Origin of the sequence: Natronococcus pandeyae, from assembly GCF_008122205.1 — an archaeon.
GTDB lineage: Archaea > Halobacteriota > Halobacteria > Halobacteriales > Natrialbaceae > Natronococcus > Natronococcus pandeyae.
Genome location: NZ_PHNJ01000014.1, coordinates 1 through 12789, shown reverse-complemented (window position 1 = coordinate 12789; position 12789 = coordinate 1). Strand labels below are relative to the sequence as shown.

General features: G+C 61.7%; 12 protein-coding genes, 1 tRNA gene and 1 pseudogene. 8 read left to right on the top strand and 6 right to left on the bottom strand.

Translation table 11 applies throughout. From position 1 onward, the window contains the following. The first annotated feature begins 14 nt into the window (after positions 1 to 14). The 4 genes from CV102_RS19865 (at position 15) to CV102_RS19850 (ending at position 3241) form a co-directional block, all read left to right on the top strand. A complete protein-coding gene (locus CV102_RS19865; RefSeq protein ID WP_148859777.1) occupies positions 15 to 1097 on the top strand; it encodes an anthranilate phosphoribosyltransferase in 1083 nt (360 codons plus the stop codon). Between the two features lie 101 nt (positions 1098 to 1198). Beyond that, positions 1199 to 1627, top strand: coding sequence for a DUF5518 domain-containing protein (locus CV102_RS19860; RefSeq protein ID WP_148859776.1), 429 nt, complete (start codon positions 1199 to 1201; stop codon positions 1625 to 1627). Between the two features lie 101 nt (positions 1628 to 1728). Further along, entirely contained in the window at positions 1729 to 2490 is a 762-nt protein-coding gene (locus tag CV102_RS19855) for an SDR family NAD(P)-dependent oxidoreductase (RefSeq protein ID WP_148859775.1), read from the top strand. Between the two features lie 88 nt (positions 2491 to 2578). Beyond that, complete coding sequence (locus tag CV102_RS19850; protein WP_148859774.1) at positions 2579 to 3241, top strand: HAD family hydrolase; 663 nt, start codon at positions 2579 to 2581, stop codon at positions 3239 to 3241. Position 3242: 1 nt separating this feature from the next. On the opposite strand, the gene CV102_RS19845 is transcribed toward CV102_RS19850, so the two are convergent. Then, on the bottom strand, positions 3243 to 4214 hold the full coding sequence (locus CV102_RS19845) for a succinylglutamate desuccinylase/aspartoacylase family protein (protein ID WP_148859773.1): 972 nt from the start codon (positions 4212 to 4214) through the stop codon (positions 3243 to 3245). 156 nt (positions 4215 to 4370) lie between these two features. Between CV102_RS19845 and CV102_RS19840 the strand changes: the two genes are divergently transcribed. From CV102_RS19840 to CV102_RS19830, 3 genes are all read left to right on the top strand, one after another. Further along, positions 4371 to 4889: a peptidylprolyl isomerase gene (locus tag CV102_RS19840; protein WP_148859772.1), complete on the top strand. Its 519-nt coding sequence runs from the start codon at positions 4371 to 4373 to the stop codon at positions 4887 to 4889. Positions 4890 to 5414: 525 nt separating this feature from the next. Further along, on the top strand, positions 5415 to 6377 hold the full coding sequence (locus tag CV102_RS19835) for an oxidoreductase (protein ID WP_148859771.1): 963 nt from the start codon (positions 5415 to 5417) through the stop codon (positions 6375 to 6377). Positions 6378 to 6441: 64 nt separating this feature from the next. Continuing rightward, entirely contained in the window at positions 6442 to 6783 is a 342-nt protein-coding gene (locus CV102_RS19830; RefSeq protein WP_148859770.1) for a ferredoxin, read from the top strand. A 41-nt stretch (positions 6784 to 6824) separates the two neighbouring features. Here CV102_RS19830 and CV102_RS19825 read toward each other — a convergent pair. The 3 genes and pseudogenes from CV102_RS19825 to CV102_RS19815 form a co-directional block, all read right to left on the bottom strand. Next, positions 6825 to 8099 (bottom strand): annotated as a pseudogene (locus CV102_RS19825) (TRAP transporter large permease); the annotation flags it as partial. Next, positions 8096 to 8656, bottom strand: a complete 561-nt coding sequence (locus CV102_RS19820) for a TRAP transporter small permease (protein WP_148859769.1) — start codon at positions 8654 to 8656, stop codon at positions 8096 to 8098. The pseudogene CV102_RS19825 and the gene CV102_RS19820, both read right to left, overlap by 4 nt. 4 nt (positions 8657 to 8660) lie before the next feature. Continuing rightward, positions 8661 to 9863: a TRAP transporter substrate-binding protein gene (locus CV102_RS19815; RefSeq protein WP_148859768.1), complete on the bottom strand. Its 1203-nt coding sequence runs from the start codon at positions 9861 to 9863 to the stop codon at positions 8661 to 8663. Positions 9864 to 10151: 288 nt separating this feature from the next. On the opposite strand from CV102_RS19815, the gene CV102_RS19810 reads away from it, so the two are divergent. Then, a tRNA-Leu gene (locus tag CV102_RS19810) sits at positions 10152 to 10235 on the top strand. A gap of 955 nt (positions 10236 to 11190) precedes the next feature. Here CV102_RS19810 and CV102_RS19805 read toward each other — a convergent pair. Together CV102_RS19805 and CV102_RS19795 are read right to left on the bottom strand one after the other, a co-directional pair. Continuing rightward, positions 11191 to 11667 (bottom strand): hypothetical protein, encoded by a 477-nt coding sequence (locus CV102_RS19805; RefSeq protein ID WP_148859767.1) that lies wholly within the window; start codon positions 11665 to 11667, stop codon positions 11191 to 11193. An 825-nt stretch (positions 11668 to 12492) separates the two neighbouring features. Further along, on the bottom strand, positions 12493 to 12789 hold a 297-nt coding region (locus tag CV102_RS19795), incomplete at its 5' end, for a transposase (protein ID WP_148859766.1).

The window sequence follows — 12789 nt, the reverse complement described above, 5'->3', positions numbered from 1 at the left end:
CCTAACGACAGCCCATGACGCAGACATCCCAGGAGTTCGGCGAGTGGCCGCTCAAACGGCTGATGACCGAGGTCGTCGGCTCGGGTCCGAAGTCGGCGGGCGACATGACTCACGAGCAGGCGCGCGAAGCCTTCCAGCGCATCCTCGCGGGCGAACCCGACGAGACGACCCTCGGCGCGTTCTGGCTGGCGAACCGCTGGAAACGCAACAACCCCGAGGAGCTGGCCGCCTACACGGACGTCATGCGCGAGGAGTGCGTCGTCACCGCCGAACCGGACTGCGACCCGGTCGACTGCGGTGCGAACTACGACGGCAAGCACACCTCCGCCCTGCTCGGCGTCGGTGCGGGGCTCGTCGCCGCCGCGGCCGGAACCCCGGTCGTCGTCCACTCCGGCGACGGCGTTCCGACCCAGAAGGAGACGGCCTACAAGCACGTCCTCGACGAACTGGGCGTCCGAACCGAACTCGAGCCCGAAGAGAGCGCCGACATGGTCGACGAGACCGGTTTCGGCTTCTACTACCAGCCCGCGTTCAATCCAGGGATCGACGACCTCTTCGACCGGCGCGACGAGATGGGCGTTCGCACGTTCGTCAACACCATCGAGACGGTCGCCAACCCCGCGAACGCCGACGTCCACCTCGGCTCGTTCTACCACCTCGCGTTCGCGAAGAAGCTGACCGACCTCATCAAGGGCAGCGAGCGACTCGACTACTCTCGAGCGATCTTCTTCCAGGGAATGGAGGGCTACGACGACATCCGGCCCGGCTACACGAAGGTTGCGGAGTGGGACCGCGAGGACGACAGCGGCGAGGAGTCCTTCGAGGACTACGAGATCGAGACCGCCAACTACGGCATGGAGATGGAGAGCGAGGACCTGGAAGTCGAGGACGTGAGGGCGGACTCCGCGACGATCACCGAAGCGGTGCTGGCCGGCGAGCGCGACGACCAGTTCGCCGACGCCATCGCCCTCAACGGCGCGTTCCGGATGCACGCTCGGCAGGACGTCGATTCGCTCGAGGAGGGACTCGAGCAGGCCCGCGCGGTCATCGACGACGGCAGCGCCGAGGCGGTGCTCGAGGACCTCCGAGAGTTCTAGAACGACTGCCGTCCTCGAAACACCTCGAGAACGGACGTCCTCCGTACTGATCACCTTTGTTGAATGTAAGTTATCTTTACCTGGCCGGCAGTATCCGCCGCATGGCTCCAGACGACTCCACGCCGCCGATCGACGACTCCACCCCTCCGCCGGTCGACAGTACGGCCGCTGGTAACGGCTCGAGCACCGCCGTCAACGCGCTCATCGGTGGTGTCGTCGGCATCATCCTCTCGTTCGTCCCACTGTCGACGGTTCTGGGCGGTGCGATCGCCGGCTACCTCGAAGGCGGCACGGCGGAAGACGGGCTGAAAGTCGGCGCGCTCGCCGGCCTCGTCATGCTCGTCCCGTTCGTCCTCTTCGCCGGATTCTTCTTCCTCGTGTTCGCGTCCCCGGGGGCACCGGTCGGAATCGGACTGTTCGGACTCTTCGTCCTGTTCTTCGGGATGCTCTATACCGTCGGACTCGGCGCTCTCGGTGGCTATCTCGGGGTCTACGTCGAGAACGAACGCTACCGGCGAACGGGCCGTTGAATTACCACTGTTCAACCAAACCCCTCCCTCCCCGAACACTGTCTTCGATCAGCCGAAAAACCATGAACGAATTTATGTAGTATCGCTCCGAGTATCGTGGTATGCGACTCGAGAACGAGACAGCGCTTATCACGGGTGCGGCCTCAGGCATCGGACGAGCGACCGCCGAACGGTTCGCGGCGGAAGGCGCGCGGGTCATCGTCACCGACATCGACAGCGACGGCGGGGAGACAGTCGCCACCGACCTCGCAAACGACGGTGCCGACGCGGAGTTTCACGACCTGGACGTCACCGATAGCGAGGAGTTCCACGCCGTCGTCGACGCGGTCGCCGAGGAGTACGGTCTCGACATCATCGTCAACAACGCCGGGACGGGCCACCCTTCCTCTCGGCTCGAGGAGACCGACGACTCGATGCGCGATTTCGTCATCGACGTCAACGTGAAGGGCGTCTGGAACGGCTGTCACGCCGCCTTACCCCACATGAAAGAGCAGGGCCACGGCGCGATCGTCAACGTCGGTTCGCTGGCGAGCATCCTCGGACTGCCAAAGCAGGCGGCCTACTCGCTGAGCAAGGGCGCCGTGTTGAACCTCACTCGAGCGGTCGCCGCCGAGGCCGGACCCTACGGCGTTCGCGCCAACACCGTCTGTCCGGGCTTTACCGACACGTCGCTGCTCGAGCAGTATCTGGCGATGCAGGACGACCCCGAGGCGGCCCGCGAGGCGATGGCCGAGGACTACCCGCTGAAGCGACTCGGCGAAGCCGAGGAGGTCGCGGACTCGATCCTCTTCCTCGCGAGCGACGAGGCCTCGTTCGTCAGCGGCCACGGGCTGGTCGTCGACGGCGGCTTCTCGACGTGTTGATCGGAACGGACCGATTCGAGCGTCCTCGGAACGCCGCGGAGTCCGTCGAACCGAAACGATAACGTTACTATTCGAACACGTTCGAACCGTGACAGCCTACGATACGGTTCTCTTCGACAGCGATGGGGTGCTGGTCGAGCCACCCGCCGCCGAAACGCAGGCCGAGGCGACGCGAGACGCGTTCCGGGCCGTCGGGATCGAGGACGTCGACCGACGGTCCCTCGAAGACGTCGTGAACGGTGTGACCGTCGAGCGACTCCACGAGATCTGTACGACCTACGACCTCGAACCGGACGTGTTTTGGCAGGCGCGCGAGCACCACGACGAGCGATCGCAGTTCGAGCAGTTCGACGCCGGTGCCCGCGACCGGTACGCGGACGTCGCCGCGATCGAGGACCTCGAGCAACCCCGTGGCGTCGTGAGCAACAACCACCACAGCACGATCGAGTTCGTGCTGGACGCGTTCGACCTCGCGTCGCTGTTCGACACCTACTACGGCCGGCCGAAGACGATCGAGAGCCTCGAGTTGAAGAAACCGAACCCCCACTACCTCGAGTGCGCGCTCGAGGACCTCGACGGCGAGACGGCGCTGTACGTCGGCGACAGCGAGAGCGACGTGATCGCGGCCGAACGGGCGGGGATCGATTCGGCGTTCGTCCGCCGCGCCCACTGCAGCGAGGCCAGTCTCTCGAGCGCGCCGACCTACGAGGTCGAGACGCTCCACGAGGTCGTCGAAATCGCCGCGGAGTAACTCACTCCTCGCGGATCAGCGCGACGCTCGCGAGTTTGTCGCCCGCGGCGACGGTCGCCTCCCGGGTGATCGTGTACAGCAGTCCCTCGCGATCCGTGACGGCCTCCTGGAGCACCTCGTAGGTCGTCGGATCGTACACCGTTCCGAGCGCCGTCCCCTCCGAGACGAACTGGCCGACCTCGAGTGACGGCTTCGGACGGAACAGACCGGAGTCGTCGGCGATGACCTGGCCGAGGTGGTTTCGGGCGAGCGTCTGGTCGTGTTCGGGAACCTCGCCGGGGAGTAACTCGAGGGAGCGACAGACACCGAACAGTCCGTCGACGCCCTCCTCGACGGCGTCTTCGACGATCTGCTTGTTGTAGGCGAGTTCGGGCGTGATCGAGGGAATTTCTTCGTTCGCAGCGGCGACGCGGAGTTTCCCGGCGAAGCCCCGGCGGTGCCACTCGTCGGAGGCGTCGTCGTCGGCCTCTTCGGAGAGCAACAGGCCGGTGCCGAACGCCTCGGCGAGCGCGCGGGATCGCTCGTCGCCCTCGAGGAAGACGACGTGCGGGAGCATATCCGGGCTCCCCGTATGCAGGTCGACGACGGCGTCGGCCTCGGCGACGTACTCCCAGAGGCGGGCGGCCATCCGCTGGTGGAGACTCCCGTCGGCGTCGCCGGGCCAGACCCGGTTCATGTTCGGGTTGACGCTGTCGAGCACTTCCGGTGTCGTGTAGGAGACGTGGTCGAACGTCAGCGGGTTCGCGAGGGGGACAGCGATGATCGTCCCCGACAGTGAGTCCAGAGAGAGCCGATCGTGGAACCGGCGAAGGGTCTCGGTGCCGTTGATCTCTCGCCCGTGTTGGGCGGCCTGCACGTAGAGGGTCGGTCCGTCGTTCACTCCCTCGTAGGTGTGTACCGTCGTCGTGATCTCGACGCCCGACGGCAATCGCGCGAGCGTCACTTCCTCCGCCGTGTGGGTCCCTGCAGTCATGGTCGGCCGTACCACGTCCGTCGGTATGTACCTGCGGCCTGTCGATGCTCGAGACACCCCGTCCTGATCCTCGCTCGGTCGTCCGACCGACCCGTCGACGACCGTGTGCCTGCCCGAGACCACTAGGGTTTTCACCTGTCCCGACGACCCCGACGTATGGGCAACGTTACTGCAACCCTGCACACCACGAAGGGCGACATCGAGGTCGAACTCTACGACGAGCGCGCGCCGCGAACCGTCGACAACTTCGTCGGATTGGCTACGGGGGGGAAAACCTGGACCGATCCCGAGACGGGCGAGGAGGTCGACGGCGAACCGCTGTACGACGACGTTGCGTTCCACCGCATCATCGAGGACTTCATGATTCAGGGCGGCGACCCGACCGAGACCGGTCGCGGCGGCCCCGGCTACCAGTTCGACGACGAGTTCCACGACGACCTGGGCCACGACGACGCGGGCATCCTGAGCATGGCCAACTCCGGCCCCGACACCAACGGCTCGCAGTTCTTCATCACGCTGGACGCACAGCCACACCTCGACGGCCGCCACTCTGTCTTCGGCGAGGTCACCGACGGAATGGACGTCGTCCACGAGATCGGAAGCGTCGACACCGGCCCGAACGACGAACCGAAAGAGGACGTCGTGCTCGAGTCGGTCTCCGTCGACTACGAGTAACGCCGTTTTCGTTTCCTGCACGTTTCGACTGACTCTCTTCCGTTCGGCGAACCGATCCACGGGCGGAACAGGCCGAGTTCCTCGGGGACGTTCGAAAATCGAGACTTTTCGTGACGAAGCGAATCGAAGCTAAGCGGGAGCGAAGCTCCCGCGAGGTCAGCGGAACTATACTCCGCCAGAATTCGCGAGGTCGTCGGCGCAAAGCGCTGACTACAAGCGATTCCAGCGGAATCCCCCTGTCCGCGAGGCCGAAGTTCTCGCTCGATACCGAGACGTTTCGCGTCTCGAACCACTTGCCCTCGAGGCGGTTCACGGTCTCGTCTGGGACGACGCCTTTCGATCCGGAGCCCGACTCCGTCGAAGTCGACGGCGACGACCTCCGGACCGGCTACGACACCGACGAGTTCCAGCGGTTCCTCGCCGTCGCTCCGCTCGGATCGAAAGAGCGACGGCGCACGGGAGGGCGTCACGACTCGACCGCGTTCCTGCAACGACGTTTAGAAACCAGCAGCCCGTACCCCTCGCATGGAATGGACGGCTGCAAACGTGCCCGACCAGCACGGCCGAACGGTCGTCGTGACGGGTGCGAACAGCGGCATCGGACTCGAGACCACCCGCGAACTCGCGCGCAATGGTGCGGCGGTGATCATGGCCTGCCGGAGCGCGGATCGTGGCGAGCGCGCCGCCCGCGACGTTCGCGACGACGTTCCCGACGCCGACCTCCGGGTCGAGACGTGTGATCTGGCGACCCTCGAGTCGATCCGCGACTTCGCCGACCGCCTCGGCGAGGAGTCACTCGACGTGCTGATCAACAACGCGGGGACGATGGCGATCCCCCGACGCGAGACCGAAGACGGGTTCGAAACCCAGTTCGGCGTCAACCACCTCGGCCACGTCGCGCTCACCGGACTGCTGCTCGAGAACCTGCGCCGGGATACCGACGACCGAGCGTCGCGGGTGGTCACCGTCTCGAGCGCGATGCACGAGCGCGGCGAGATCGAGTTCGACGACCTGCACGGCGAGCGGTCGTACGACAGGTGGGACGCCTACAGCCAGTCGAAACTCGCCAACCTGCTCTTCGCCTACGAACTCGAGCGACGGCTTCGGGCGGCGGACGCGAACGTGCTGAGTCTGGCGGCTCATCCCGGCTACGCGGACACGCAACTACAGTTCCGCGGGATCGGAGAGCGGGGAACGCGGATCCGGATCGCGGCCAGGCAGCTCATGAACACGCTGCTGGCCCAGTCCGCGGCGCGGGGTGCGCTCCCGACGCTGTACGCTGCGACCGCGCCGGACGTCGAGGGCGGCGCCTACTACGGTCCCGGCGGCTTGCTGTCCATGCGCGGGACGCCGGAGCGACAGGGCTCGTCCGAGCGATCGTACGACCGCGAGACGGCCCGGCGGCTGTGGGAACGGTCGGTCGACCTTACGGGCGTCGAATACGACCTGCCAGAGCCGATGCTCGCATCGAGTGGTCGAACGTCGTGAGCCGACTGACTGCCGGCGCGACACGACCGTAACGCGAAAGGCGTCACAGCCGAAGGATCAGGTAATGAGTGAAGACGACGGCATCCAGCGTGCGAGCGAGGTTGGCTCGTCGGACGCGCCGCCGGTCGAGGAGAAGCCGTACAAGATCATCTTCGAGGCCAACAAGTGCTTCGGCGCGGGCAAGTGCGCGGAGGTCAGCGACAACTGGGAGATGTCGATCGCTTCGGGCATGGCTCAGCCGCAGGCGTACTTCATCAACGAGGAGGATCTCGACCACAACGTCCGCGCGGCGGAGGTCTGCCCGGCGAAGAAGGACGAGGGCTGTATCCACGTGATCGATCGCCGTACGGACGAGGAAATCGCGCCGGATCCCCACGGCGACGGGACGCTGAGCGTCGACTGGTAGAACATGTCGCCCGATCTGGCGAGGACGTTCACCTCGGGAACGGCGAGGAGGACGAACAACAGCGCCAGCAGTCCGCCGAGGTACGGCAGGACGCGGTAGGCGACGACCATGTAGTCGATGTCCGTCAGGCCGCTGATGATGTAGAGGTTCAGCCCGTACGGCGGCGTGATGAAGCCGATCGCGTCGCCCAGAATGAAGATGACGCCCCAGGTGACTGGGTCGAGCCCGATCTCGAGTGCGGCGGGGGTCAACAGCGGTGCCGTCAGCACGACGTTCGGAATCGAGGCCAGCGCTAGCCCCGCGATCAACACGACGCCGATGAGCGCGATGATGACGAGCCAATCGGATCCGAGCGAGAGGATCGCGTTCGCCACGGCGTCCTGAAGGTCGAGATACGCCAGATTCTGCTGGACGAGGACGGCGATGACGATGATCGGCATCAACACACCGACCAGCACGAGCGACGTGTAGCCGGCCCTGACCATCTTGCGACCGCTTCGCAGTCGTCCGGTGACGAACGCCGTGACGAGGACGTACAGCACGGCGACGGACGCCGATTCCGCGGGGGAGAAGATCCCCGCGAAGATTCCGCCGAGCAGGATGACGATCGCACCGAGCCCGATCTTCGCCACCCAGGCGGTCTCCGCGACGTCGCGCGCGTCGAAGGAGTACGCGTCGGTATCGACGCCGTACTCGTTTTTCTCCGAAATGAACGTGTTGATCCCCACCAGGATAATCAACATCGCCAGTCCCGGAACGATGCCGGCGATGAACAGATCGGGGATCGAGACGCCGAACGTGACGCCGTAGACGATGAGCATGATGCTCGGTGGGAGCACGCTCCCGATCGTCCCGCCGGCGGCGATCGTGGCCGACGCGTACCCCGGTTCGTACCCCTCCTCCTCCATCGACGGATAGAGCGCCTGCCCGACCGACGCGGTCGTCGCAGCGTTCGAACCCGTGATGGCCGAGAAGATCGCGGAAGTCCCGATGACCGTGTTCCCGGTGCTCCCGGGCAGCCAGCCGAGACAGGCGCGCGAGAACGCGATGATGTCCGACGAGACGTCCGCCTTCCTGAAGAGGTCGCCCACGAGGATGAACAGCGGGATGGCGATGTACGTGAACGACTCGAGTTCACCAAAGGCCGTGATCGACATGTTCGCCATCGGGAAGCCGGGAACGACGAGATGAAACGCGACGACCCACAGGCCGAAGGCGAGCACGAGCGGCACGCCGAGTGCGAACAGCAGGATGCTAACGGCTGCAACCGCCACCAGGATCCACTCGGGCGGGAGACTCAGGAGGCCGGTAATCATTCGTCTCTCACCCCGATCCGCGGGTCCGGCGTGATGTCATCGCCGTTTCGATAGGCGACCGTCGTGGTGACCGCTTGCTGGACGACCCGGAGCAGGATCATCCCCGTTCCGACCGGCACAGCGAGATACAGGTGCGCCTGCAACACGTTCTCCGTGCCGACGACGATCCGGCCGGAGTCGAGTATCTGGAGGAACTCGGGGATCGAGTACAGGAAAATCGCGCCGATGACGAGGAGCCAGAGCAGCCACTCGATCGCGTACATCGCGTACTGTCCGCGATTCGAGAGCTTCGCTCGGAACAGCGTGAAACGGAAGTACGACTGGTGACGGAGTCCGAACGACGCCGCGAGCCACGCGATCCAGACGAACAGCCCCTGAGCGACTTCGAATCCCCAGTCGATCGTCCACGCGAAGGCCGCTCGACCGAAGATGTCCACGATCGTAATGCCGAGAACCACCATCAACAGCGCCAGCGCGACCATTCCCTCGAAGTACTTCTCGAGATACCGGAGCCAGTTCGGAAACCGAAGGTCGGTCGTTTTCGTTATCGTCGACATCGTGCTAGACCTCCTCCAGGTAGTCGTCCCACCACGCGTCGATGCTGAACTCCTCCGGCGAGTCCGGCGCGTCGTCCTCGCGAGCGATCTCGTAGATTCGATCGTAGAAGCCGTCGGGCGTCTCCTCGAAGTTCTCGAGTAGTTCCCGTTCGGGCGCCCACATCTCGGGATTCTCCTGCGGGTCGAGCGGATCGATCCACGCCCGCTGCTCGTCGTCGTCGAGTACGTTTACCGTCACGTCGAGATCGTTCCACGCCGATCCTTCCGGCGGCGAATCCTGCTGCCCGACGCGCTCGTCGACCAGTTCGTCGGCCTGTGCGACCGCTTCTTCGGTCAGCTCTCGAGTCGCGTCGGCGAGCAGCTCTCGACGGTCGTCCGACAGGGACTGCAGCCAGTTCGTATTCACCCACATGGTCCCCTGCCCACACTTGAACCCGACGTCGACGACCTGATCGATGACCGAACCCATTCCGGAGCCGATGGCGACCGACGACCACGTCTCGAGGCCGTCGATGACGCCGGTCTCCATGCCCTGGACAGCGTCGCCCCACGACACCTCGGTCGGACTCGCCCCCCAGGTCGCGAGCGACTCGTCGGCGACCCGCGACTCGGTCCGCCGAATGATCATCCCCTCGAGTTGCTCCGGTCGCCTGAGGTCGTCGCCGTCGATCATGTCCGTTCCGTCGTCCGAGATGAACACGTCCCGGAGCGCGGGCGTCCAGTAGTAGAACGGGAGGATGTTGTACTTCCGTGCGAACGGAATCCAGAAGTTCTCCCAGGCGTCTTCGTGAGCGAGCGTGTGCGTTATTGACTCCGCCGACGGAAACGTGTACGGCACGAGCCAGATCTGATTCTCCGGAAAGAAGGCGGTCGAGTTACCGATCGACGCGTAACCGGCTTCGATGACGTTGCTCTGAGCCTTCGTCCCACAGGACGTCGAATCGCAGATCTGGTTGTCCGGCTGGACGTTCATCACCAGTTCGCCGTCCGTCTCGTCCTCGATTCGGTCGGCGATCGCGAACGATGGCGACGGGGAGATACACTCCAGACAGTTGGTATCCGCGTTTCCAATCTCACCAACCGTAAACTGGCCGCTCCCGTCCTCGCCGTCGGTGATCGAGCTCAGGCAGCCGGCCGTGCCTGCAACGAGCGTCGCCCCACCGGTACCGAGAAGTGCCCGTCGCGAGATGCCGTCGTTAGTCGTCATCCCGAACCATCACAGTACTGTGACGCCAGCACCATCCAACCATTGTCAGCCTCATATCAGTTGGACGGTGGAAATGGGCGAGTGTATTAGGCTTGCAGAGCCATGTTCAACCGAGTACGATGTGACTTTGCTGGAAGGTGACATATTAAAGATAATTCCATCCTGGTGTCAGCCGCGCGTCGACATCTCGGTTGGTCCGCCGTTGTGCCGTCCCTCGGGTAGGCCGTTCGTGGCCGAAACATCGAAATGCACATCCCACCGCACGGATAACAGACGAATGCCTTCTGTGCGAGGGTAGCCAAGCAGGCCAACGGCGGTGGGCTTAAGACCCGCTCCCGTAGGGGTCCGAGGGTTCAAATCCCTTCCCTCGCATCACTGTCGCGAGCAATCCGCGAGCGACAGCGATCGAACGAAGGATTTGAATGAGACCGAGGTTCTGCGAGCGAAGTGAGCAGGTTCTCGGGCGTGGTTCAAATCCCTTCCCCAACTCTGTTGAAACCCTCGACGACTGATACAAACAGTCTGCTGAATACAGAGCATGGGCCGTGTTTAGATGCGGCGGCAATCGGCTCTCACGCGTTGTTCTTTACATACAAAACTGGCTCGTGAGGTGGTCACCACCGTATTCTGGTTAGACGAAAGGACTCCTGACTCGTCCATTCAGGGGCGTCTAACCACGGCCCGCGCTGTATATTTAGCAAAAACTGAATTTCCCACTCAGATTCTGTCAGAAGATACCTGCTGAATAGAGAGAATGGATGCAACAAACCGACATCGGTTATTCCAATTGAACTTCGCTGAATCAACCGGTCAGTAGGTCTGCATATTGAACGGGGACGCATCTAATACCACGGAACAAACTACCCAGAAAACATTTATCAACGCACTCACACTAACGTACTTAGAATGAGTGGCCCTCCGCTAATCGACGTAGTATTGTATTTTGGAGCCGGATACCTCATGGTTCCCGCAGTTGGCGCATTTTTAGTGACGCGATGGCGCGGGCTTTCGACGCTAGCTGCGCTTACTGTGACGGCATTTGGGGTGATGGTCGCTGTTCCAATAGGCTATGCAGCGCTAATAGTGTTCGGACCCCGGCTGGCAGCCTCTGTCCTTAACCTGATCATCGGGCCGCTCGTAAGCACTGGATTCGCAGCAGTGCTGACGTACCTCATTAGTGCGGCGATTGCACCAACTTCTCCCGCCGAGCAGGAAAACGACGACCGTACCCACCGAACAACGTAATCAGTAGTTGGTAGCACGATTTCTTTATTCAATTCCCTTCTTGAAACTGAACACAATCGCCAGATGAGATAGTAATGGTGAGCTATCCCAGCCTATTCGCCGCTGTATCTGTCTTGTCTCGCGTAACGACCGCGGTGACTGTTGCAGTGATGGCCGTAATAACAATCGAGATACTGCCGATGAATACTGCGAACATACCCCCGAAGACCACATAATACACTGTAAAGAAAGCGGATGCAAAAAATGCAATTACGAGACCCTCGGTTACCGCTACCAGCATAAGATAGACGACAAGGACGAGACAAAAAAACACGATCGAACTCAATGCATCCGCAATGGATGCAGAGAGAACGGTGGTGGAAAGTTTTCCTTCAGATAGGTATGCTACAGTGATGCCACAACCGACCGCACCAGCGAGCCCTCCTATAGGATTCCCATTCGCAAGGATTGATGTTGCAAATAGACCTATTAGCCCAGTGAGCAACCCGACAACAACGCCAGCCACCATCGGATTCCACCTCTGAACCCGCAGTGTCTCGACGCGAACTTTGGGTTTCATAACACTTGTTAATCAATAATGGCTGATAAATACACCTGCTGTTAGGGATGTCGTTGCCACCGAGACGCCAATCTTGGTTTCACACTCCCATCTGAATAAAGAAGTCGTATTACCAACTACTGTAATCGATATCGAGACGCAATCCAGTTCACAAGTCAGAACAACTGATTCTATAGGATTAACGAATCAATCTATAACAGCAGTTGGTAATACGGTTTCTGTATTCAGTCGTGGTACTGAATCTGAATCGGTCGAATCGCTACATGCAGATGCGAACGCAACACGTAATTTGATGACAGAACGTAGTTACATTTTCATAATTCATTTTCTCATGTAAGGTGATACAGTCGTTACTGGCGGATACAGCGGTATGCAGGCGGTGGGCATGGGTGTCGTTGTACTCGCAATTGGTGTAACGTTTGGCTTGTTTCTCCTTGGACTACCAGGTGGATTCCTCGGAATTGCGTTCATCGGTATTTGGAGCGGATTGATGATACTGGCATGGCCGCTGTTTAAAAAGGCACATCCACGCTACGGCTCTACCACCCAAGAGTAGTGGTTCTCAAGTACGTTTCCATCCATTCCTCAGCATAGCCGTTCGAGTTGTACTTCGGTTTTGACAGAAACTATAACGACTGAATACTATCTTGTTGGCTATCTCGCCTACACGTAGTGCGAGTTTCGCACACGATTTTGAATAACGAAACCGTGCTACTATCTACTGATAACTCACCTGTACTGAGAATCACCACCTTCGCAGATCGGGGCAACTCTCGTGCGAAATTCGCGCTATGGGGCTTGTTTAGACGCGTGAGATCAGTGGTGTTAGATCCTCACAGCTTGCTCGATGTTTCTGACGGCAGCCTTTAGGACGAGTTCTCTGAACTGGCCAAACCACGTTCTAGCCCGTAACGTCTCGCCGAACCGATGCTTCAGCGCAAAGAAAATCGCTTCGACGATCGAGCGGCGGTGATAGACGTCCTCGTCGTGGCGAGCGTTGTGCGCTTTGTCAAGTCCGTAGAACTCACGATGTTTGATTACCGGGCGGATGCCAGCGTCTTTGAGTTCGTGCCGGAGCGCGTCCCAGTCGTAGCTTTTGTCGGCGGTGATCGTGGTCAGCTG

Bases quoted from the DNA above. Each gene is read 5' to 3' on its own strand.
- CV102_RS19865 (WP_148859777.1), top strand. From the start codon at position 15: ATGACGCAGACATCCCAGGAGTTCGGCGAGTGGCCGCTCAAACGGCTG.
- CV102_RS19860 (WP_148859776.1), top strand. From the start codon at position 1,199: ATGGCTCCAGACGACTCCACGCCGCCGATCGACGACTCCACCCCTCCG.
- CV102_RS19855 (WP_148859775.1), top strand. From the start codon at position 1,729: ATGCGACTCGAGAACGAGACAGCGCTTATCACGGGTGCGGCCTCAGGC.
- CV102_RS19845 (WP_148859773.1), bottom strand. From the start codon at position 4,214: ATGACTGCAGGGACCCACACGGCGGAGGAAGTGACGCTCGCGCGATTG.
- CV102_RS19840 (WP_148859772.1), top strand. From the start codon at position 4,371: ATGGGCAACGTTACTGCAACCCTGCACACCACGAAGGGCGACATCGAG.
- CV102_RS19835 (WP_148859771.1), top strand. From the start codon at position 5,415: ATGGAATGGACGGCTGCAAACGTGCCCGACCAGCACGGCCGAACGGTC.
- CV102_RS19830 (WP_148859770.1), top strand. From the start codon at position 6,442: ATGAGTGAAGACGACGGCATCCAGCGTGCGAGCGAGGTTGGCTCGTCG.
- CV102_RS19820 (WP_148859769.1), bottom strand. From the start codon at position 8,656: ATGTCGACGATAACGAAAACGACCGACCTTCGGTTTCCGAACTGGCTC.
- CV102_RS19815 (WP_148859768.1), bottom strand. From the start codon at position 9,863: ATGACGACTAACGACGGCATCTCGCGACGGGCACTTCTCGGTACCGGT.
- CV102_RS19805 (WP_148859767.1), bottom strand. From the start codon at position 11,667: ATGAAACCCAAAGTTCGCGTCGAGACACTGCGGGTTCAGAGGTGGAAT.